We start from the raw sequence: 21,877 nt of genomic DNA on the forward strand, positions 1-21,877 counted from the left end.
CCGAAAAAACCGGGTCTCGCATCTACGCCCTGAGTATTTTGCGAAAGGATGATCCGCATTGGCAAATGCGCTGATAGCTTCGATTGCTGACCATCATGGTCAAACATTGAGCAGTACCAGACAAATACAATAAAAAACCGGAGAGCTTATGCTTACTTTACCACGGCTGGCGGCTTCTGCCGCACTCAAGCCATTTCAAAAATCCATCCTTGCTGGCGCATTGGCTTGCGCATCCATGTGGCCTGTTGCGGCGTCAGCCAATGTGATGGTCCATCTATTCGAGTGGCGTTGGGCGGATATCGCCCGAGAGTGCGAAACCTACCTTGGCCCAAAGGGCTTTACCGCAGTGCAGGTCAGCCCGCCGCAGGCACATATTCCAGGACCGCAATGGTGGACGCGCTACCAGCCAGTGAGTTATCGGCTGGAAAGTCGCAGCGGCAACCGTGCTGAGTTCATCAACATGGTTCAGCGCTGTCGTGCCGTCGGTGTCGATATCGTGGTCGACATGGTTGTCAATCACATGGCGGCGGGCAGGTTGGACTATCCAGAGGTGCCTTATGGCCCCAATGATTTCCACGAACGCAACTGCCCCGGTATCAATTATCGAAACGCCGATGAGGTATGGAACTGCGATCTGGTAGGTCTGAAGGACCTCAAGACCGAGTCAGGCTACGTCAGAGGCAAGATCATCGATTATTTCAATGATCTCACCAATATCGGCGTGAAGGGTTTTCGCGTGGACGCAGCCAAACACATACCACCTGGCGACGTGGCTGCCATCGTAAACAATATCAATGGCAATCCTTATATCTTTCTCGAGGTCATCCGCGCCGGAGGTGAGGCCATTCAGCCTGAGGACTATGTCTCGATTGCGGATGTTACGGAATTCGCGATGGAGCGGGACCTGGCATATAACTTCCGCAATGGCACCATCGCCAATCTGATCGACTTCAATCGTTGGTCTGGCCGGGTCGACAGCAGTCAGGCGCTGACCTTCGTCGCCAACCACGACGATCAGCGCCAGCACCCTGAATACACCCTGAGCTATAAGGACCCGCAGGGCATGTATTACCTGGCCAACACCTTCATGCTGGCCTATCCATACGGTTATGCGCGACTGATGTCGAGCTACTACTTCAACGATGAGAACCAGGGGCCGCCAGTATCGGGCGTGCATTCAGGCAACAGCTGCTTCGACGGCGGCTGGGTGTGTGAGCATCGCTGGGGCGGCACCGGCAATATGGTGAAATTCCGTGAGGTGACCTCGCCCAACTGGTACACCAGCAACGTGACGACCGACGGTCCGAACCGGCTCGCCTTCGGCCGCGGGGGGCTTGGCTACGTGGCGCTCAACAACCGCACCGATACCTGGAGCACTGTGGTGCAGACCGGCATGCCTTCAGGCGAGTATTGCGATGTGATGCATGGCGATTTTGCAAACGGTGCCTGCACCGGGCCAACTATCGTGGTAGACGGTGGTGGCTATGCGGCCATCACTGTGACAGGACGCGATGCGATCGCCATACACCAGCAGTCGCTGCTCGGTGGGCGGACTGATCCGCAACCGGAGCCCGGTATGAAGTCTGTCGAATTGAGCTGCGATAACGGCCAGACAGTGTTCGGCCAAAGCGTATATGCTGTCGGCGGGTCGGACGAGCTTGGCAACTGGAGTCCGGCTGCAGCGGTCAAGCTCGACCCAGTGGCTTATCCTCGTTGGGCGGGTACCGTCGCGCTGCCGGCGCAGACCGCCGTTGAGTGGAAGTGTCTCAAGCGAAGTGAAACCAACCCGGCGCAACAGGTGCAGTGGCAGGGTGGTAGCAACAACCTCGTTGAAGCAGCGGCTACTTCATCACAGGGGCGTTTCTAGGCTGACTAACGCTGTGCTGGTTCGGCCAGCACAGCGTCAGCTCTCTCCATTTACTTCAATCGGCTTTAGCCAGCCGAGGCGCCTGCTTTCAGTATGGCGCCAATCTCGCGGCTTTCGGTACTGAAGTGGAATCGCAACCGGCGGTAATAGCGGGCTGTCACGGCCGGGTCTTCTGGCACGGCGAATCGATCGACGCTCTTGAGCGCCTGCAGCGCCGACTGGTCGAAATCGCTATCCCCACTGCTTCTGCTGACTCGAGCTGATTCGAGCCTGCCAGTGACCGAAACCTGGAAGCTGATGGTGCCGGTGATCGCACGTCGGCGACTGTGCTTCTGCTCCCATTCATACCAGTCTTTCCAGCTGGCATAGACCTGCTCCGTCATTCGTCGGAGATACAGGTTGACCATGAATCCTTCATCCGCGATACGCGCGTTTCGGCTACTGCCTTCTGCATTGCTGACCAGACTGGCGTCTGCCAGGGTCTGATCGTCAAGCGGTACGAGTCGGCCGTTGAACGCCGCCGACATCTGTTCGATAACAGTGGCGTCGTCGATTGGCTCTGAAGAATCCTGCAGCTGTTCAGCCATAGCCTCTTGAAGTTCAGGCAGACCTTCCGCTTGCAGGGCAGGCGCCGGGCTGGCCCCAAGCGCCGCGAGCTCAGCTGGTGGCGTCTTGGCTGCCGGTGCTGGCGATGGCTCTGGTGACGTTTGCTCGGATGGTGATGGCTCTGCTGGCGCTAGCGGCGCGGAAGCAGTGCTTGCCACGGGACTCGTTGGTTCGGGGTCGGGCAATAGTAGGGGTTCTGCTTCAGCAGGTGCCGGCGCCGCGCTGGTTTGAGCAGGCTGTTCACCGTCGTCACGCGGTGCATGTGCGGTCTGCTCTTCCGGGGATGGTTCTTCGGGCTCTGACTGCTCGATGGGCACTTGTGCAGCAACCACCGGCGCAGGCGTCGGCGCCTTCAGCAAAATTTCAACGCTGGTGGCTGGCGCCTGTTCGGCTCGTTCGGACAAGGTGGGAAAACGCTCAGCAAAATACCAGAACACGGCAAGATGCAGCAGGACGCTAAGGGCCAGCGTTGCGCTGGCCGCTTGCTTACGTAATCTCACACCTGTCAGACACTACGACCGGCTCAGGACTGATCGAGTTCAGCAACGAGCGCTTCCACCCGCTTCACCATATTCGATGAGCCAATGAAGTAGGGCGTTCTCTGGTGCAGGGAGGTCGGCACGATATCCATGATACGGCCACGGCCATCCGAAGCTATGCCACCAGCCTGTTCTGCCAGGAAGGCGAGCGGGTTGCATTCATACAGCAGACGCAGCTTGCCTTCAGGATTGGTAGCGGTCGAGGGGTAGAGGTAGATGCCGCCCTTGAGCAGATTACGGTGGAAGTCGGAAACGAGCGAGCCGATATACCGCGCTGTATATGGGCGGTTGGTTGCATCGTCCGGCTCCTGACAGTACTTCAGGTACTGCTTCACCGACTGCGGGAACTTGTGATAATTGCCTTCGTTAATTGAGTAGATCTGGCCATCCGGCGGTGTCTGGATTTTCTGGTGAGACAGACAGAACACACCAAGAGATGGATCGTAGGTGAAGCCGTTCACGCCATTACCAGTGGTGAAGACGAGCATGGTGGAAGATCCATAGACCACGTAGCCTGCTGCAACCTGCTTGTGTCCGGGCTGAAGGAAGTCTTCCAGCTGTGCCGGCTGACCGCGCTCGGAGATGCGCTTGTAGATCGAGAATATGGTGCCCACCGACACATTAACGTCGATATTCGATGAACCATCGAGTGGATCCATCAGCACGACATATTTGCCATCGCGGCTCAGGTCACTCTCGAAGATAACGAAATTGTCTTCTTCTTCGGAGGCTATGCCGCAGACTTCCCCGCGGGCTTCCAGGGCTGCCTTGAACTTGTTGTTGGCATAGACGTCCAGCTTCTGCTGCGCTTCACCCTGAATGTTGGTTTCGCCGGCTGCGCCCGTGATGTCGACCAGGCCTGCCTTGTTGATTTCGCGGTGACAGACCTTGGCTGCCAGCCTGATGGCGCTGAGCAGTGAGGACAGTTCGCCCGTGGCATGCGGAAAGTCATGCTGATGTTCAACGATGAATTCGCCTAATGTTTTCATATGAGTATCTGCACGCCTTTTGCTGTGATCGGATTTCAGAAAATGGCCAGCAGTATAGAGCATTTCGCCTTGGCTCAGGAAGTCACTGCGGGTGATCGGGCGCCAGCGGCTCCCAGGCCCTCCTCAGGGTTTCGGCCGTCGTATGCCAGCGGCCGCTTTGCGCGCTGCGCGCTTGGCATCCCGCTCCAGTGCCTCAACGCGCAGCCGCTCGGTGCGCTGCTCGAAGCGCAGGCGGGCGTGTGACGCCTTCTGCCGGGCCAGCTGATTGCTGTGTTCGTTGAGTTTTGCAGTTCGATATTCGGCGACCAGCGGCAGCTTGCTGGGGCACACCGCTTCACAGGCACCACATTCGATGCAGGCTGAGAGATGGTAAGCCTGCAGCCAATCGCTATCTTCAGCCACGGCAGCAAAGTGCAGCTGCTGTGGCAGCAGGCCGACCGGACACACAGGCTCGCAAAAGCCACAGCGAATGCATGGCGAGGCATCGAGCGGCCGACCACTGCGCTGCCGGACCGCATGTTCCACCGCCAACCCAGTATCGTTCGAGCCTGCTGCGACGAGGCAGTAACTCGACTTGCCCAGCGGCAACCAGGTGTTTTGCAGTGGAACGCCCATCATGCCGCCACCGTGGACCAGGCCTGCAAGACGCGCTTCCATCAGCCCCGCAGCCTCGAGCAGCTGGGCGGCCGGCAGGCCAACCGGTACGCGATAATTCCCCGGACGTGCGACTGCAGCGCCTGCAACGGTCACGATCCTGTGAGACAGTGGCTCTTGCCACAGCAGGAAGCGTCCAAGCGCTGCCAAGGTCGACACGTTGATACAGGCGACGCCGGCCTGGCTGGCACGCTCTCCGGCTGGTATTTCGATGCCGAAGGCCTGCTTGACCACCTGCTGCTCTGCGCCAGCAGGGTAGTGCGCAGGTATGTTGAGCAAGGTAATTCGTGGCAGCTGTCGCTCGCTGCCCAAAAGCCGGCGCAGTTGCGCTTCTACGGTCTCGAGCAGGTCCCGGGCTGCGCTAAGTGAGCGCTTGATGGCGAAAGTCAGCTCGTTCAGGCCGAGCAGTGCGCAGACCAGGAAGCAGCCAGCGATGACTTCGCCGGGGGCAGTGAGCATGAGCGCATTGTCGGCATCGGCATACGGTTCGCACTCTGCGGCATTGATAACAATGCGACACACCGACGCTGTGAGCTTGGCATGCAGCGGAAACCCGCCGCCGCCGAGGCCGATAATGCCGGAGTCGTGGGCGATGGCGTCCATCGCCTTATGACGCGCCGAAGGCGACGCGAGATTATCAAGCGCGTTCGGGAGTGCGGCAACGATACGCGCCATGATGTGCGATCGAGCAGCGCTCGGGGCTGCCGTGACAAGCTGGACGTGGTCTTTCAGCGACTCGCCCGGCGCGAACGTGGGCTCGACGATCAGGCAGGGCACCTGTACGAGCTGGCCGCCCAGCAGAACTTCATGTTCGCGACAGTCAGTGACGGTGCCGGCCAGCGGACTGTGTAGCGTGGCTGCCGGGACCTGTCCGCCAGTGGGATCGACAAGACCGCCGACCACGGGCTCGGCGACGGCAACAGGCTGTGCTGCAGTGACCTGATCGCCAGGCTTGACCAGCGGCCTCAGCAAGGCACCCGGTCGCTGGCTCAGCGGCAGGACGAGGGCTTGGAAATTCGACATCAACCGGCACGCACGGTAGCGTCATTCTGCATCGCTACCATGTCGATACAGTCTACAGGGCACGGCTCGACACAGAGTTCACAGCCGGTACACTCACTGGCGATCACGGTGTGCATGTACTTTGATGCGCCGATGATCGCATCCACGGGACAGGCGATAATGCACTTGGTGCACCCGATGCACTCGTCCTCACGGATGACCGCGAGCATGGGGGGCTTCTGTTCGCCGCGCTCGGCATCCATCGGTAGGGGCTCGCGCCCGAGCAAATCGGCGAGCACGATGATGGTATCCTCGCCCCCAGGCGGGCAGCGATTGATGGCCTCACCCTCCGCAATGGCGGCTGCATAGGGTCGACAGCCGGGATGTCCGCACTGGCCACACTGCGTTTGTGGCAGGCAGGCATTGATCTGTTCGATGAGTGCCTCACCAGGATCGTTCGCGGTATCAGTCGGTCGGTTCAGGCGTCGAAGCAGCAAGCCACAGCCCACACCGAGCGCACCGAGCGCGAACGTTGCCGATAGCATGATGAGCAGCATCGTCAGTACCTGATCATGCCGGTGAAACCCATGAAAGCCAGTGACATTAGGCCTGCGGTGATCAATCCAATCGCGCTGCCCTGAAAAGGTGCGGGGACGTCTGCAAGCTCGAGCCGGCTGCGGATGGCCGCGAACAGCACCAGCACGAGCGAGAAACCAACCGCCGCGCCGAAACCATAGATCAGCGATTCGGCAAAGCTGTGCGCCGCATTCACATTGAGCAAGGCTACACCAAGAACGGCACAATTCGTCGTAATGAGCGGCAGATACAGGCCCAGTAACTGATACAGCAGCGGACTGGAACGCCGGAGCAGGGCTTCAGTGCCCTGGACGACCACTGCGATCGCGAAGATGAACGCTATGGTCCGCAGGAAGGGAATACCCAGCGGCTGCAGCAGCCAGTGCTCGATGAGATAGCTGCACACGGACGCGAGCGTCAGCACAAAAGTTGTGGCGATGGACAGGCCTACCGCGGTCTCGATCCGGTTGCTGACCCCCATGAAGGGGCACAGCCCGAGGAACTGCACCAGTACAAAGTTATTGACCAGTACAGTACCTAGCAGAATGAGCGCGAAGCCTTCCATCTGCGGCGCTTCAGCGCACCTGCATACCGGGCGTCGCGCCGGAGTCCGGTGCCAGCAGGAAGATGCCTGAACTGTCCCCGGCGGCCAGCAGCATGCCCTCTGAGACACCAAACTTCATCTTGCGTGGCGCAAGATTCGCCACCAGTACAGCGAGCCGGCCTTTCAGGTCGTCCGGTTGATAGGCCGAGCGGATACCGGCAAATACGAAGCGGTTCGGGCCATAGTCTCCGAGCGAAACCTCGATCTTCAGCAGCTTGTCAGCACCTTCGACCAGCTCGGCGTGCTCGATCCGCACTACGCGCAAGTCGGTCTGCAAGAACGTGTCGATGGAAATCGTATCGCCACTGTCAGCTATCGGTTCAGCAGGCGTTTTCGGCGTCGACTGCGCTTCTGCCTTCGCGCTACCGCCTTTCGCTTTTGCTGGCTTGCCGGCTGACGCTTTCGCGGCCGAAGCATCGCTGCCTGTATCGGCCGGCTTGATCAGACCCGCGATGGCCGAAGGCTCGATGCGCTGAATCAGCGGCTTGAATGCAGCGATTTCATGATCCAGCAGCGGCTGAGGCTTGCCCGTCCAGTTCAGCGTAGTGTTCAGGAAGGCTTCAGCGCGCTCTGCCATCAATGGCAACACTGGCTTCAGCCAAGCCATCAGCACTGCGAACATGTTGATGCCCTGGCTACACACCGCCAGCGTCTCCTGCTCGCGACCGGCTTCCTTGGCCATCTGCCAGGGCGCCTTGTCGGCGATATACTGGTTGGCCTTGTCGGCCAATGCCATGATTTCGCGAACTGCGCGGCCGTACTGGCGGGCGTCGTAGTAGCCGGCAATGGTTTCCGACGCGCCAGCAAACTGCTCGAAGAGTTCAGCGTTCTCCAGCCCAGGCGACAGCCGACCGCCGAACTTCTTGACGAAGCCTGCGCAGCGGCTGGCGATATTCACCAGTTTACCGACGAGGTCGCTGTTCACCCTGGCGGTAAAGTCCTCGAGGTTGAGGTCCATGTCATCCACTTCAGCGCCGAGCTTGGCCGCGAAATAATAACGCAGGTATTCGGGGTCGAGATGCTCGAGATAGGTGCTCGCTTCGATGAACGTGCCGCGAGACTTTGACATCTTCATCCCGTCTACTGTGACGAAACCGTGCGCGAATACACCATCCGGCGTGCGGTAGCCCGCGCAGGACAGCATCGCCGGCCAGAATAGAGCGTGGAAGTTGATGATGTCCTTACCGATGAAGTGATAGACCTCGGTGTCGCTGCCAGGCCGCCAGTAATCATCGAAATCCAGGTCGCTGCGGCGGTCGCAGAGATGCTTGAAGCTGGCCATGTAGCCAATCGGCGCGTCCAGCCAGACATAGAAGTACTTCTCCTCGGCTTCTTCAGGAATTCTGAAGCCAAAGTACGGTGCATCGCGGGAGATGTCCCAGGCCTGCAGCCCGGCATCGAGCCACTCGGCCAGCTTGTTCGCCACCTGAAGTTGCAGCGTGCCGCTACGCGTCCATTCCTTCAGAAAATCGCTGAACTTGGGTAGGTCGAAGAATAGGTGCTTCGAACTTTTTTGCACAGGCGTCGTGCCAGACAGCACTGAAACCGGATCGATCAGATCAGTAGCGGCATAGGTCGCTGAACACTTTTCACAGTTGTCGCCGTACTGGTCGGGCGTCTTGCAACGCGGGCAGGTGCCCTTGATGAAACGATCCGAGAGAAACATACCTTTCTCGGTGTCATAGGCCTGAACGACATCACGTTCGACAATGGCGCCGGCTTGCTTGCAGGCGAGGTAGACCGATTCACTCAGTACTCGATTCTCTTCAGAATGCGTCGTGTGATAATTATCGAAGCCAATATTGAAGCCCTTGAACGAGGCCTCGTGATCGGCCTGCACCTGCTGGATCAGTGCTTCTGCAGTAAGGCCCTGCTGCTTCGCCTTGAGCATGATCGCAGTGCCGTGGGCGTCATCGGCGCAGACATAGGTGCACTGATGGCCGCGTAGTCGCTGGAAACGTACCCAGATATCCGTCTGGATGTATTCCAGCAGATGGCCGAGGTGAATGGGGCCGTTGGCGTAGGGCAGGGCGCTGGTCACGAGAATGCGGCGCTGGCCGGCTGTGCCCGTCGATACTGAAGAGACTGCAGGATTTGGCATCGGTTCCGTTCTGAACTGGGAGAATGAAGGAAAAGTCGGCGCTGTGCCGGGTGCACGTATGATAGCGCGTAATGGTATGCTGGAGCCAGCCGGGGGCGAGGCCCCTCAAGGTCGCGGGATGATGCGCACCAGACGTAAAGAAACAGGCCCGGACAACGAACAGGAGCGCTTGAAGATGAGCAGCAATGAGAGCGGTGAGGCTGAGGCCGTGAGCCAGCAGCACACTACATGGCCGGTCGATGACAGACGCACGCGCCGCAATGAAGCCGTGCTGAGTGAATACGGTGAGGGGCTGGTCGAGGCCTTTTCCCATTATATCGACCCGTATATGGCGCTGCCGGTGACGGCGTTTGCCAAGTTGCAGGGTGAAGGCAAGGCCATCGGTATCGAACTGCCTTATGCCTGCAGCGGCCACCATGAAGCGATGCGCACCCTGCTGACGGTCAGCCTGCCAGACGGCGACGTGCCGATACTGAACTTTTCCCAGGCCATCGAGGCACTGCCGGTCGCTGATCGCTCACCGAAAGGCGGGCCGCAGACCGGCCACGCGCCGCTGATCCAGCCTCGCGATGCCAGCAAGCCATCCACAGCGGCTAGCTCTGGGCAGAGCGCGGCCTTACCCGGCGTCCGCAACATTATTGCCGTTGCCTCGGGCAAGGGTGGTGTCGGCAAGTCGACCAGCAGCGTGAATCTGGCGCTGGCACTGCAGGCCGAGGGCGCAAGGGTCGGTATCGTCGATGCCGACATCTATGGTCCGAGTATGGGCATGATGTGCGGTGTGGCGGAGGGTACTCGTCCTGAAATCATCGACTTCGATGGCACGCGCTTCTTCCAGCCCATCGACGTCTTCGCTGATGCCGGCGCAGCGCCGATTCAGCTCATGTCGATGGCCTTCCTGGTCAACGACAAGACGCCGATGGTCTGGCGCGGGCCGATGGTCAGCGGCGCACTCTTGCAATTGATCACACAGACACACTGGCAGGGGCTGGACTACCTCATCGTCGACCTGCCGCCGGGTACCGGCGATATCCAGCTCACCTTGTCACAGAAGGTGCCCCTGTCGGCAGCCGTCATCGTCACCACGCCGCAGGATATTGCCTTGCTGGATGCGCGCAAGGCGGTGAGCATGTTCGAAAAGGTCGATGTGCCTGTATTGGGGGTTATCGAAAACATGAGCGTGCATATCTGCAGTAACTGCGGTCACCGTGAACACCTGTTCGGCAGTGAGGGTGGCGCGCGCATGGCTGAAGAATATGGCCTGCCTCTGCTGGGGCAGATACCGCTGCACCTGACGATTCGTGAGCAGACCGACCGGGGCCGGCCCACTGTTTATGCCGAGCCAGAATCCGAGGTTGGTCTGATCTATCGGGATATGGCGCGAAATGTGTCCGCCCGGCTTGCAATTCGATGCGCGCATGCCAAGAATGCCGCACCGGGACTCATTGCCCACGACTGATGGCCCGGAACTGATTGCCTCGAACACAAAGGCTGATAGCCAGGAAAGAGACCGAAGAATGAGTATTAAATCAGACAAGTGGATCACGAAGATGGCTCAGAGCCATGGCATGATCGAACCATTCGAGGCGGCTCAGGTCCGCTATCGCCCCGGCCCTGATGGCGTTCAGCAGCAGGGAGATCCGTCTGCGCGGGTCATTTCCTACGGTGTGTCGAGCTATGGCTACGATGTGCGTTGCAGCACCGAGTTCAAGATCTTCACAAACGTGCATTCGGTGACTGTCGATCCCAAGGCCTTCGATTCAAAGAGCTTCGTCGACTTCTCCGGTGATGTCTGCATCATCCCGCCCAACTCCTTCGCACTGGCGCGCACAGTCGAGTATTTCCGGATTCCTCGCGATGTGCTGACGATCTGCCTCGGCAAGTCGACCTACGCGCGCTGCGGCATCATTGTGAATGTGACGCCGCTTGAGCCTGAGTGGGAAGGGCACGTCACACTGGAATTCTCCAACACCACCACGCTGCCGGCCAAAATCTACGCCAACGAAGGCGTGGCGCAGATGCTGTTTTTCCAGTCGGATGAAGCCTGCGCCGTAAGTTACGGTGATCGCGGCGGCAAATATCAGGGTCAGCGCGGCGTCACGCTGCCGAGAGCCTGATGCAGTCCGACCGTCACCTCCAGAAGATCAAGGGCCTGCGTGGGCTGCGTGCGACAGCCTTCACTGCCGCACTGGCGCAGCGCGCACTACCTCATAGCCAGCTCTTCGCCGAATTGCTGGGCGACCAGCGTAGTATTCGCGCCGTTTCCGCCTTCACCGAAAGCCTCTGGCCTGCACTGCAGCAGGCCTTTGAGAAGCACCTGAGCACTGAGAAAACGCCGTCTGACGGCTCCGCTGGCAAGTCGGGTAGCAAGCCCGGCGGTAAAGCTGGTGGCAAGCGGCCTTCATCGGAAACCGGTCCCGACGAAATCCGGCTCTATCTCGAGCGCCTGGATCAGCAACTCGAAACCTGGTCGGCACATGACAGCTATGGCGCGATGCTGGCGAGTAAGCAGCTCGAACTGACCATGGAAGCCTGGATAAGCCTGGCAGAAGCAATGCGCCTGCATGACCTGACTGATGATCTGCCAAAGTTCATCGGGCCAGTGCAATGCGCGCAGGATACGATCAACAGCGTAGTCAACTATCTGCAGCTCCAGCTCGAAGGCGACGACGATGCGCGTATCGAGCTCGAAACGGAAGACCTGAAATTCGAAGGCACACCAGCCGAGCTGATGGCCGACGACGAGGCGCTGGTAGCATATCTCGATCAGCATGAGGTGCTGCAGGCTGAGCTTAGCTTCCAGACCGAAGTTCGCTTGCTGCTCGATGTGCCGACTGAAAAGCTGATCGGCAACCTCAAGCGCATACAGACACTCGCTCACAACGATGGCGTCAGCAGCCTGGGCGTCAGTCTCGAAAGCGAATAGGTTTGGCTGAGGCCAGCCGATCTGAAACGGGGCGATAGGAGGCATGCATCATGGCACGGGTATTCTCAAGCTTTTCCAGGCGTCTTGGTAGCGGCAGCGGTATCAACCGGCTGATGACGGATCTCGGCAGCGCCATGGCGTCTGGCGACTTGATCATGATGGGCGGCGGCAATCCGGGCATGATCCCGGAGATCACTGCGGCTGTGCAGAAACGCTTGCTGGAAATTGCTTCGTCTGATGATGCCAGCGTGCGTTTCGCTGGCATCTACGATGGCCCTCATGGGAGCGTGAGCTTCCGGCGTGAATTGGCCGCCATGCTTCGGCGCCGTTATGACTGGCCGCTGACGGAGCAGAATATCGCGCTGACCAATGGCAGCCAGTCAGCTTTTTTCGCCCTGTTCAACATGCTCGCCGGCGGTTTCGATGGCCTGAATCCTGAGATTGCGGATGAAACGCCGGCGCGCAAGATACTGCTGCCGATGACACCTGAATACATCGGCTATGCCGATGTTGGTGTGGGTGATGACATGTTTGTGAGCGTGCGGCCCATTATCGATCAGTACGCGCCGCATCGCTTCAAATACCGAATCGATTTCGACAGCCTGCCCATCAACGAGTCCTGGTGCGATCCGACGATCGGAGCTATCTGCCTGTCGCGGCCGACGAATCCATCCGGCAACGTGGTCACCGATGCGGAACTACTGCACCTCGATGCGTTGGCGCGAACGCACGACATTCCGCTGATTATCGACGGCGCCTATGGTCTGCCATTTCCAGGTCAGCTCTATACGCCTGTCGAGCCGCACTGGAATGAGAACACCATCCTGTGTCTGAGTCTGTCGAAGCTGGGTTTACCGGCGCTGCGTACGGGTATCGTGATTGCGGATGAGGCTGTAATCGATGCATTGGCCAGCGTAACGGCTGTAACGGGGCTCGCGCCTGGCAGTGCCGGCGCCGCCATCGCGGAACCCTGGCTGGCCGACGACAGCCTGCTGGATTTTGGTGCCGAGATCATCGAGCCCTTTTACCGCGGTAAGCGCGACAGGGCGCTGGCCGCCTTCGAGCAGCACTTCGACGGGATCAATTATGTCATCCATGATCCGGAAGGCGCGATGTTCCTTTGGTTGTGGCTGCCGGAACTTCCGGTAACTGCACATGAATTCTACGAGCGACTCAAGACCAGGGGTGTGCTGGTCGTGCCAGGGCATTACTTTTTCCCCGGTCTGGCCGAGCCCTGGACCCATGCCGAGCAGTGCCTGCGTCTGACCTATTCACAGGATGATGAGGCCATCGCCCGCGGCATCGGGATCATTGCTGATGAGGTCAGGGCGTTGTCTGCTTGAAACGGTGACAGCTCAGCAGCCGCTATGAAGCAGCTGTTTATTTTCGAGTCTTCGTCCGCTCAAGTCACTTTGTAGTCGCAGCGAGACGTACACCCAAAGTCACGAATAAGGCGCCGAGTCCCCGGTCCATCCAGAGGCTGACTTTGCGATTACTCTTCAAAAATGAACCCAGCCGAGCTCCCGCCAATACTAAAGGCAACTCCACAAACGCGGCCACGACAATTATCAGGCTACCGTGGAGAAAGAGCTGAGCGCCAGTGGAGCCCGCCCCCTCTACAACGAACTGCGGCAGAAAAGCCAGGAAGAAAATGGCTACTTTTGGATTAAGCGCAGAAACCAGCACCCCTTGCCAATAAGCAGAAGATTTTCTCTGGCTATTTGTGGCCTCATCGGACGCAAGTGGGGTGCTATGCGAACACAACATTTTTATCCCCAGCCAGATCAAATAAGCAGCGCCCAACCATTTAACAACCGAAAAGGCCAGAGCTGAGCTGGCAAGGATTGCGGAAAGTCCGGCTGCAGCCATGACAACATGCAGTCCAGCGCCTGTCCAAATGCCGAGCATCGCAGTAAGTCCCTGTTGTCGTCCATTCCGCAGCGTCTGTCCAAGAATGAAGGCGATGTCGGGCCCTGGGGAAAGGTTCAGAAGCACAGCTGCTGACAGGAAAGTCACCCAATGTAAAATCGTATACTCGAACACTCTCATACTCCCAGTCGAAGGGTGATACTTTCAGCAGACTATTGCGCAAGGAACATTTAGGTGTCGGCTGCGACCGCCTGCTATGAGCCGTTCCTCCAATGCATGTAAGTATTCCACGGCCTATCCACATACTCCCCAAAAGGGGCGCAGAGCTCGAATCCGTGCCTCGTATAGAGGTTCATGGCGCTTTTGAAGTTCTCACTGGTTTCAAGCTTCAGAACACTGATATTTCTTGAAACGGCTTCCTGCTTCAGTCGTTCCAGTAAACATCTGGCGAAGCCCTGGCCGCGGTGCTCTTCCTTGACATACATCCTTGTCACCTCAGCGTAGTCAGGATGAAATTTCAAGCCCCCGATAGCCGACAGAACGCCATGACAAAATACACCGAATAGAATGGATTCTATCGCTTCCATTTCTTCCGGTTGCAGCAGGTTGCATACCTCTGGCGGACAGTGTGAAAGATTATGTTTATCCAGAAGCTTGAACAGCTGCCTGGCTTCCGAACTCGCCGGGGATATTTCAGTGATGCTTACATTCATCGCATATGAGAATATTGTCGTTGATCGCTGGCATAAGCCAGCGGCGTAACGCTGGGCTCATACCGGCTGAGCCTTTAATGTGCGGAAGTACTTGATCTACCTGTAGCGCTACAGGTCCAGCTTGATCGTCTTGCCGTCGACTACAGCTTCGCTGAGCAGGATTTCGTATTCTTCGCCATCAGGTTCTTTCTGTTCCATCTTCACGAGCACATAATTCAGGTTCTTGGCGAACCAGAGTTTGGTTACTCGATCATCATCGTCATCCTCGCGAATGCGTTCGACGATTACACTTGGTATGTCAAAACCGTTAGCTGTAATTGTTTCCTCACCGATCACCGCGAATGCCATTTTCCGCGAGCCGGAGCGGTGGGCAACGTCGTAGGACATGTCAGTGAGACCCCTGGCAAGATCCATTCTCAGCTGTAGCTGATACCCGAGCTTGTCGAGGAGGCCTTCTGTCAGAGGCGCTTCCAGCTTGTCGCCGTCGCGATTCACAAGAACCTTGCCGGCTTCATAATCGAATTTGTAACTTCGCTCCCGGCCAGCAACCCAGCCGCTACGTTCATATTCGTACAGCTGTGGCTTCACCTGATTATCCACCCAACGAAGCTTCGTGTTTTCCTTGATATCGACTACCCAGCTTTCCACATGGAAGGTGTAGTCCCACAGGCCATTTTCGAGTCGTTCGAGTGAGCGCACGGCACTGCCTTTGATGGGCACACCTTTCTTGTACGAAGCCGTATATTTGGCGGTAATCGGCACGAGCTCGACGGACTTGCTGGCATTGGCATCCGCAGCCTGGATGGGCGCGGATACGAACTGCAGGACGGCAGCACCGAGCAGCAGCGAGCCGAGGATGGCAGACATTCGGCGGCGTGTAACAGTTTCGAAACAACGATCAGTCCTGGATCTCATGACTCTCCACCTCGTTCTTGAATACATTGTCGATGCGCAGCCCGCTCGGAGGCAGACACTGCCCGTCAAGCGAGATGCGATCCGGCATCTCATTTACCCGATCATAACCGACGCGACCCTCGCTGAGCCACATCAGAACCTGAGGTAGCAACTGATGCTCCTGGACGTGGACACGTTTGGCAAGGGCCTCGGCCGTGTCACCGTGAAACACGGGTACACTGGCCTGTGCAATACAGGGGCCGCCGTCAAGTTCGCCAGTCACGAAGTGAACGCTGCAGCCGTGTATGGCAGCACCACCGCCACGCAGATCATCGAGCACGCGCCGATGAGTATGCAGCCCGGTATAGGCCGGCAGCAGGGAAGGGTGGATGTTGATGGTTCGTCCGGCGAATCGGTCGACGAAGCCTGTCGAAAAGATCCGCATGAAACCGGCAGCCACGATGATGTCCGGTGCATAGGCGTCTATGCGCTCTGCGAGCGCTTCATCGAAAGCTTCCCTGCTCGCGAAGCTACCGTGGTCCAGCACTTCACCCCGGACGCCGGCGGCCGCAGCACGCTGGAGCCCGTAAGCATCTGCACGATTACTGATTACCGCGGCCACGACAGCCTTCAGCTGGCCGGCGCTGATGGCATCCAGTATTGCCTGCAGGTTGCTGCCATTGCCGGAGATCAGAACGACGAGTCGGAAGGCCTGGCTCATAGACCGATCAGATCGACAGCCTCTTCGTCACCTTTGCGGCTCTCGATGGAGCCAAGCTGCCAGGCCTGCTCACCACAAGCGGTAAAATGCTGTATGGCGGCCTCGGCTTGTGCAGCAGGGACGCAGAGCACGAGCCCAATGCCACAGTTGAAGGCAGTATACATTTCGCGCCAGTCGACCTTGCCCTTGCGCTGTAACCAGCTGAAAACCGGGGGCAGCGCGTAGGTATTGAGATCCAGGCTCGCCTTCATTCCTTCCGGCAGTACGCGGGGAATGTTTTCGACCAGACCGCCGCCAGTGATGTGGCTGATGGCGTGAACCGGAACCGACTGCAGCAGCTCCAGAACCTGCCGCACATAAATACGGGTCGGTGCCATCAGGGTGTCACCCAATGACTGCGTGGTTGCGCTGTCTGCGCTGGCGTCGATACCGGCTTCGCTGAGGAATTCCGTAAGGGGGCGATCGAGATCAGCCTGTTCGCGCTCGAGGATCTTCCTGATCAGTGAATAACCGTTGGAGTGCGGGCCGGACGAGGCCAGTGCAATGATGACATCGCCTTCCTGGACCAGTGAGCCATCTATGATGCGACTCTTTTCCACTATGCCGACACAGAAACCGGCCAGGTCGTAATCGTCACCTTCGTACATGCCAGGCATTTCGGCCGTTTCGCCGCCGATGAGTGAGCAGCCAGCTTGCACGCAGCCTTCACCGATGCCATCGACCACGGCCTTGGCCATGTCGACACTGAGCTTGCCGCAGGCATAGTAGTCAAGAAAGAAGAGCGGCTCGGCACCCTGCACGATGAGGTCATTGACGCACATCGCCACCAGGTCGATACCAATCGTGTCGTGCCGACCCATCTGCATCGCCAGGCGCAGCTTGGTTCCCACGCCGTCAGTACCTGAGACCAGTACCGGCTCACGATAGCCGGTCGGCAGTTCGAATAAGGCGCCAAAACCGCCCAGGCCCGCCAGGACCTCAGGACGACGGGTGCGGGCTGCTGTCGACTTGATCCGCTCGACCAGTGCGTTGCCGGCCTGAATATCGACGCCAGCACTGGCGTAGCTCAGCGAGTCATGTCCGCCTGCCGAAGACGTATCTTTGGGGTGCTTGCCGTTATCCGAACTCATGGTGCTTTTCCTGCGAGGCTAAATGCGCGCTACCTTACGCTTTTTTGGGCTTATTTTCATCAGCTATCGCCAGCCATGGGTGAATGCCGTAAACTCAAGTGACATGTTCAGCCTCAAATAAAGCATAAGAAGCAAAGCCGCAGTGTCATCAAGCGTCAAATCCGAATCCCGTGCGACTCGCAGTTCGCCGCTCGACAAGTTCCGCTGGCTCCCTAACGCCATAACGATATTGCGCATCATATTGGTCGTGCCTATCGCCTGGTTGCTCTGGCAGCAGAACTACGGTCTCGCCCTGCTGTTGTTTCTCGTCGCCGGTCTGTCGGATGGTATCGACGGCTTCCTGGCGCGGCGCTACGACTGGGGATCCCGCTTCGGCGCTATCGCCGATCCCCTGGCAGACAAACTTCTCATGATCGTCACGTTCGCCATGCTTTCCGTGAGTGGTGTGGTGCATTGGTGGCTTACGCTCATCGTCTACGGTCGGGATATCATCCTGGTCAGTGGCGCACTTGCCTACCATTACCTGGTCGGGCAGTACGAGATGCAGCCAAGCTGGCTGGGCAAGCTCTCCACTTTCATTCAAATCCTGTTTCTTGTGCTGGTGCTGCTGATAGTGACGGCGCTCCAGGAGTCAGCGTCCACCCTTGCACTCCAGTTTCCGGAACTGCCCTTCGGCAGCACAATCGCCAGACTCTTCAGCGATCCGCAGCGCCTCGACGATCTGGTCGGCGTCGCGCACTGGATCGCTGCTGCGGTTACATTGGCCAGTGGCGTTCACTATGTCATGTTGTGGGGCGGGCGTTTCATTTTCGAGCGCAGTCGCATGAAAGGCCGGGGGTGAGGGCGCCTATGCCTGCTCCCGACTTACCCTCGCAGCTCACACTCGGACTCGCGCTGGGCACGCAGGCCAGCTTCGCCAACTCGGTCGATTCAAAAAAGCCGGTTCAGGCAAAGCTCGAGCGGCATTGGGCTGAGGCCGGATCGGCCGTCTTTCTCCATGGCGAGGCTGCCAGCGGCAAGTCCTGGTTGCTATATGCCAGTGTCGCGTCCCTGCCAGCCAGTGATGCGGCCTGTCTCGATCTCGCGGAACTGAAGCAGGCTGGCAGCGCTGGAATGCTTGCCGATCTCGACGGCTTTAATCTGCTCTGTCTGGATAACGTCGATCTTGTGGCCGGCCTCGATGAGTATGAGGAGCACCTCTTCCACCTCGTGAATCGCTACCGTGACGCCGAGCGGCACCTGGTGCTGGCGGCGCGCCAGCCACCAAGGGGGCTCGACATCAGGCTCAAGGACCTCGCTTCGCGCCTTAACGCCATGCAGGTGATCCGGGTGCCCCGTCCCGACGATGACGAATTGCTTTGGCTGATGAAGTTCAAGCTGCAGGAGCGTGGTCTCGAGTTCGATGCCGCCTTGCCTCAGTATCTCTTGCTGCGCCTGCCCAGGGACATGCATAGTGTCGATGCTGCGCTCGACCAGATCGACCGTGCAGCGTGGACCTACAAGCGGTCGTTGACCTTGCCCTTCGTGCGCAAGACACTTGGCTGGTAGGCAGTCGACCGGATAACGACACATACAAACTATATAACAACGACATGATCACAGGGAGAGATGGCCGGATGATAAGGGTGATATTCAACCAGAAGGGTGGCGTCGGGAAGTCCAGCATCAGCTGCAATCTCGCCGCCATTGCAGCTACCAGGGGGCTCAGGACGCTGCTGGTGGATCTCGATCCGCAGGGCAATTCAACACATTATCTGATGGGGCGGCCAGCGCAGGAGCTGACCGAAACGGCTGCTGATTTTTTCGAGCAGACAGTAGCCTTCAATATCTTCGCGAAGAAGACCGAAGATTTCGTTCACACCACCCGTTTTGACAAGCTTTTCGTGCTGCCTTCAAGTCCCGAGCTCGACTTTCTCGAGCGCAAACTCGAGGCCAAGCACAAGATTTACAAGCTGCGCGAAGCCCTCGGCTCATTGTCCGAGACCTATGACCTCATCTACGTAGACACTGCGCCGGCCCTGAATTTCTATACCCGCTCGGCTCTCATTGCCGCACAGTCCGTGCTGATCCCGTTCGACTGCGACGATTTCTCACGGCAGGCGCTGTATACCATCCACGGCGAGATCGAGGAGCTCAAGGCGGATCACAACCCGGATCTCGTGGTCGAGGGTGTCATCGCAAACCAGGTGCAACCTCGTGCTTCACTGCCGAGGCGTATCATCGATGAGTTGAAAGCCGAAGGCTTTCCGGTGCTTGGTGTGGAACTGAACAGTTCCGTGAAGATGAAGGAGTCGCATCAGCACAGCCTGCCATTGATACACATGGCGCCAAGCCACCCGCTCACGCAGCAGTTCGTGGCGCTGCATGAGTATCTGGAAGGCAACCGCCTGAAGCAGTGATCAGTTATCGAGCGGCAGGCCAATCTGCCGCGCGAAGCGTTCCGGATGCAGCCAACTGGTGGTCCGGAGCTTATGCAGCAGCGTGTCCATGGCCAGCGGCTCAGCGAACAGATGCCCCTGGGCGTTATGAATGCCGAGGCGACGCAGGAATATCAGTTGCGCTTCGGTTTCAATGCCTTCAATCATGACAATCTTGTCCATCTGTCTCGAAACCGCGCAGAGTGTTTCCAGGAGCGCGCTCTGGTTGACATCCTCTGGCACACCGTCGAGTAGCTTGCGGTCGATCTTGATGGCGTCAATCGGCCAGCGGTGCAGCACCGAAAAGGATGTCAGACCTGAGCCGAAGCTGTCGAGTGCAATACATATACCCAGCTGTCTCAGCCGTTGCAGTTGCTTCTCCGAGCGCTCGGCATAGTTCACCAGAGACTGCTCGTTGATTTCCAGATAGATGCTCGACGGATCGACGCCGGTCTGCTTGATTACCGTGGCAATCTGCTCAGGCAGCTCCGGCGCGAGGAACTGACGGCTCGAGAGGTTAACGGAGAGCGTTTTGCGTCGGCCGGTTGCAGCTTCGAGTTCAAGCATGGCTGCAACACTGTGCCGCAGGATCCACTCGCTCATCTGCTGCAACAGACCGGAACCCTCGGCCGCTTCGAGAAACATGTCTGGCGTGGCTAGCGTGCCATCTGGTGTTCGCCAGCGCAGCAAGGACTCGACGCCAATGAGCTCGAAGGTGTTCAGTTCGAACTGGGGTTGGTACAGCAGTTCGAAACGCTTCTCTGCTACGGCTTCGCGTAGCGATTGCTCCATGGTCAGGCGGGTCATCAGCCGCTGTTGCATGTGCTCATTGAAGAAGCTGATGGTGTTGCGACCGGATTCCTTGCTCTGGTACAGCGCCATGTCGGCATTCTTCAAGAGCGCCTGATAGGTGTTGCCGTCATCGGGGGCAATCGTCATGCCGATACTGGTTGTCACGACGATCTCCCTGCCAGGCAAAGAGATAGGGTGGGTGATGGCCTCCAGCAAGGTACGGGCGACGCGCTCACAGCCTTTCCGGCTGCGCACATTGGTAAGCAGGATCGCGAACTCGTCTCCGCCCAGGCGCGCGACCGTATCCTCCTGACGCAGGTTTTCCTGCATTCGCGTAAAGATGGTCTGTAGTAGTCGATCACCGACGTCATGACCCAGCGTGTCGTTGATCTGCTTGAAATGATCGATGTCCAGAGCCAGCAGGCAGAGGCTGCCGGATGTGCGCTGCATCTGCCGAATCGCCTGAGTACAGCGGTCTTCGAACAGCCGCCGATTGGCAGCGCCGGTGAGTGCATCGTAGTGCGCAAGATAATGCAACTTGTCCTGCGTCTCCCGGATACTGGTAATGTCCTGACCGACGATGATGACGCTATTGTCAGGTTCACCGCTGACGCAGCTGATGCTCCAGTAAATTACCTTGACGGCACCATCGCCGCCGAGCATCTCATTTTCCATATGCTCGACTTTTACACCGGTTTCGAGCACTTGCCGAATCTTCCACTGGGTCTGCTTCTGGAAGGCCCGAGGCACGCAGCGTTCTATATACTGGGCGCCCATGACCTGCTCACGTGTGAAGCCGAAGAGCTGCTCAGCCGCCGTGTTCCATTCCTGAATTCTGAACGCCGCGTCGATGGCAATGATCGGGCTACCGGCGGTCTGCACGAGTGTGCGGTAGCGTTGATAGGATTTGCGAAAGGCGCGCTCAGCCTCTTCGCGTACGAAGATTTCGTCCTGCAGCACCTGGTTGCGCGTCGCCAGTGCCGAGTCATTCTCTGCCAGTTTGGTGTTCATGTTATTCATCGCTGCCTGCTGCGTCCCGAGCAGGCAGCAGGCGCTCGCCATGAGATGGGCTGAAGCTGCGCCGACAGCATGCAGAAGCAGGCTGGCAACGGCGACGCCAGAGGTCTGCCAGCCTGCAGTCTCCAGGTAGGCCGACAGTGGAATCAGCAGCAACAGCACCAGCCATACCATGGAGGTTGCCAGCAGCAGCATGGGTCCCTTGAGTGACCAGTGATTACCTGGTGCATTCAGCAGCCGAAAGCAGGCACTCATGCTGGCAGCCAGACAGCCGACATGCCCTGCCGCCAGCAGAAAGAACAGTGCTTCGCCATAATGAGGTGCGCCAGTGGTAATGGCCGTGCTCAGCTCGCGGAATAGCGAAAACAGTGCGACAAGCCCAGGGGGCGCGCTGATGATGAGGAAGACGAGCAGCAGAACAGCGAGCAGACTACGCAAATATACCGGCACTGACGACATAGGA

20 protein-coding genes are annotated in these 21,877 nt (G+C 58.4%); 8 read left to right on the forward strand and 12 right to left on the reverse strand.

Features of this window, described 5'->3' with window-relative positions:
• Positions 1 to 148 precede the first annotated feature (148 nt).
• On the forward strand, positions 149 to 1,867 hold the full coding sequence (locus ACH3PB_RS05455; RefSeq protein WP_416398425.1) for a carbohydrate-binding module family 20 domain-containing protein: 1,719 nt from the start codon (positions 149 to 151) through the stop codon (positions 1,865 to 1,867).
• 65 nt (positions 1,868 to 1,932) lie between these two features.
• Here ACH3PB_RS05455 and ACH3PB_RS05460 read toward each other — a convergent pair whose 3' ends face one another.
• From ACH3PB_RS05460 to metG, 6 genes are all read right to left on the reverse strand, one after another.
• Positions 1,933 to 2,973 (reverse strand): energy transducer TonB family protein, encoded by a 1,041-nt coding sequence (locus ACH3PB_RS05460; protein WP_416398426.1) that lies wholly within the window; start codon positions 2,971 to 2,973, stop codon positions 1,933 to 1,935.
• Between the two features lie 23 nt (positions 2,974 to 2,996).
• The gene (fbp, locus tag ACH3PB_RS05465; protein WP_416398428.1) at positions 2,997 to 4,001 is read right to left on the reverse strand and encodes a class 1 fructose-bisphosphatase; all 1,005 of its coding nucleotides are present in this window, start codon (positions 3,999 to 4,001) and stop codon (positions 2,997 to 2,999) included.
• Positions 4,002 to 4,124: 123 nt separating this feature from the next.
• Entirely contained in the window at positions 4,125 to 5,678 is a 1,554-nt protein-coding gene (locus ACH3PB_RS05470) for an RnfABCDGE type electron transport complex subunit C (RefSeq protein WP_416398429.1), read from the reverse strand.
• Positions 5,678 to 6,214, reverse strand: coding sequence for an electron transport complex subunit RsxB (gene rsxB, locus ACH3PB_RS05475; RefSeq protein WP_416398430.1), 537 nt, complete (start codon positions 6,212 to 6,214; stop codon positions 5,678 to 5,680). The genes ACH3PB_RS05470 and rsxB overlap by 1 nt, the downstream gene beginning before the upstream one ends.
• A gap of 2 nt (positions 6,215 to 6,216) precedes the next feature.
• Positions 6,217 to 6,798, reverse strand: coding sequence for an electron transport complex subunit RsxA (rsxA, locus tag ACH3PB_RS05480; RefSeq protein ID WP_416398431.1), 582 nt, complete (start codon positions 6,796 to 6,798; stop codon positions 6,217 to 6,219).
• A 10-nt stretch (positions 6,799 to 6,808) separates the two neighbouring features.
• Positions 6,809 to 8,938 carry a methionine--tRNA ligase gene (metG, locus tag ACH3PB_RS05485; protein WP_416398432.1) on the reverse strand — a complete coding sequence of 710 codons (2,130 nt, stop codon included), beginning with the start codon at positions 8,936 to 8,938 and terminating at the stop codon, positions 6,809 to 6,811.
• A 58-nt stretch (positions 8,939 to 8,996) separates the two neighbouring features.
• Between metG and apbC the strand changes: the two genes are divergently transcribed.
• From apbC to ACH3PB_RS05505, 4 genes are read left to right on the forward strand one after another with little or no spacing between them, the layout of a single operon-like run.
• Entirely contained in the window at positions 8,997 to 10,394 is a 1,398-nt protein-coding gene (apbC, locus tag ACH3PB_RS05490; protein WP_416398434.1) for an iron-sulfur cluster carrier protein ApbC, read from the forward strand.
• A 58-nt stretch (positions 10,395 to 10,452) separates the two neighbouring features.
• A complete protein-coding gene (gene dcd / locus ACH3PB_RS05495) occupies positions 10,453 to 11,052 on the forward strand; it encodes a dCTP deaminase (protein ID WP_416398435.1) in 600 nt (199 codons plus the stop codon).
• Entirely contained in the window at positions 11,052 to 11,861 is an 810-nt protein-coding gene (locus ACH3PB_RS05500) for a DUF416 family protein (RefSeq protein ID WP_416398436.1), read from the forward strand. Before dcd ends, ACH3PB_RS05500 begins: the two co-directional genes overlap by 1 nt.
• Positions 11,862 to 11,911: 50 nt before the next feature.
• Complete coding sequence (locus tag ACH3PB_RS05505; RefSeq protein WP_416398437.1) at positions 11,912 to 13,204, forward strand: valine--pyruvate transaminase; 1,293 nt, start codon at positions 11,912 to 11,914, stop codon at positions 13,202 to 13,204.
• A 64-nt stretch (positions 13,205 to 13,268) separates the two neighbouring features.
• On the opposite strand, the gene ACH3PB_RS05510 is transcribed toward ACH3PB_RS05505, so the two are convergent.
• The 5 genes from ACH3PB_RS05510 to purM all read right to left on the reverse strand — a co-directional run bounded on the left by ACH3PB_RS05510 (position 13,269) and on the right by purM (position 17,188).
• The gene (locus ACH3PB_RS05510; protein ID WP_416398439.1) at positions 13,269 to 13,904 is read right to left on the reverse strand and encodes a LysE family translocator; all 636 of its coding nucleotides are present in this window, start codon (positions 13,902 to 13,904) and stop codon (positions 13,269 to 13,271) included.
• 80 nt (positions 13,905 to 13,984) lie between these two features.
• Positions 13,985 to 14,443 carry a GNAT family N-acetyltransferase gene (locus ACH3PB_RS05515; RefSeq protein ID WP_416398440.1) on the reverse strand — a complete coding sequence of 153 codons (459 nt, stop codon included), beginning with the start codon at positions 14,441 to 14,443 and terminating at the stop codon, positions 13,985 to 13,987.
• 108 nt (positions 14,444 to 14,551) lie between these two features.
• Positions 14,552 to 15,358, reverse strand: coding sequence for a DUF3108 domain-containing protein (locus tag ACH3PB_RS05520; protein ID WP_416398441.1), 807 nt, complete (start codon positions 15,356 to 15,358; stop codon positions 14,552 to 14,554).
• Positions 15,342 to 16,058: a phosphoribosylglycinamide formyltransferase gene (purN, locus tag ACH3PB_RS05525; protein WP_416398442.1), complete on the reverse strand. Its 717-nt coding sequence runs from the start codon at positions 16,056 to 16,058 to the stop codon at positions 15,342 to 15,344. Before purN ends, ACH3PB_RS05520 begins: the two co-directional genes overlap by 17 nt.
• Positions 16,055 to 17,188 carry a phosphoribosylformylglycinamidine cyclo-ligase gene (gene purM / locus ACH3PB_RS05530; protein ID WP_416398443.1) on the reverse strand — a complete coding sequence of 378 codons (1,134 nt, stop codon included), beginning with the start codon at positions 17,186 to 17,188 and terminating at the stop codon, positions 16,055 to 16,057. The genes purN and purM overlap by 4 nt, the downstream gene beginning before the upstream one ends.
• Before the next feature lie 142 nt (positions 17,189 to 17,330).
• Here purM and ACH3PB_RS05535 point away from each other — a divergent pair, with 142 nt between their 5' ends.
• The 3 genes from ACH3PB_RS05535 (at position 17,331) to ACH3PB_RS05545 (ending at position 19,587) form a co-directional block, all read left to right on the forward strand.
• Positions 17,331 to 18,029: a CDP-alcohol phosphatidyltransferase family protein gene (locus tag ACH3PB_RS05535; protein ID WP_416398444.1), complete on the forward strand. Its 699-nt coding sequence runs from the start codon at positions 17,331 to 17,333 to the stop codon at positions 18,027 to 18,029.
• 8 nt (positions 18,030 to 18,037) lie between these two features.
• A complete protein-coding gene (locus tag ACH3PB_RS05540) occupies positions 18,038 to 18,736 on the forward strand; it encodes an HdaA/DnaA family protein (protein WP_416398445.1) in 699 nt (232 codons plus the stop codon).
• A gap of 68 nt (positions 18,737 to 18,804) precedes the next feature.
• Entirely contained in the window at positions 18,805 to 19,587 is a 783-nt protein-coding gene (locus ACH3PB_RS05545; RefSeq protein WP_416398446.1) for a ParA family protein, read from the forward strand.
• On the opposite strand, the gene ACH3PB_RS05550 is transcribed toward ACH3PB_RS05545, so the two are convergent.
• Positions 19,588 to 21,873 carry a putative bifunctional diguanylate cyclase/phosphodiesterase gene (locus ACH3PB_RS05550; protein WP_416398447.1) on the reverse strand — a complete coding sequence of 762 codons (2,286 nt, stop codon included), beginning with the start codon at positions 21,871 to 21,873 and terminating at the stop codon, positions 19,588 to 19,590.
• Between the last annotated feature and the right edge of the window lie 4 nt (positions 21,874 to 21,877).

It is taken from the genome of Allohahella sp. A8 (assembly GCF_047946665.1).
Taxonomy (GTDB): Bacteria; Pseudomonadota; Gammaproteobacteria; order Pseudomonadales; family Oleiphilaceae; genus Allohahella.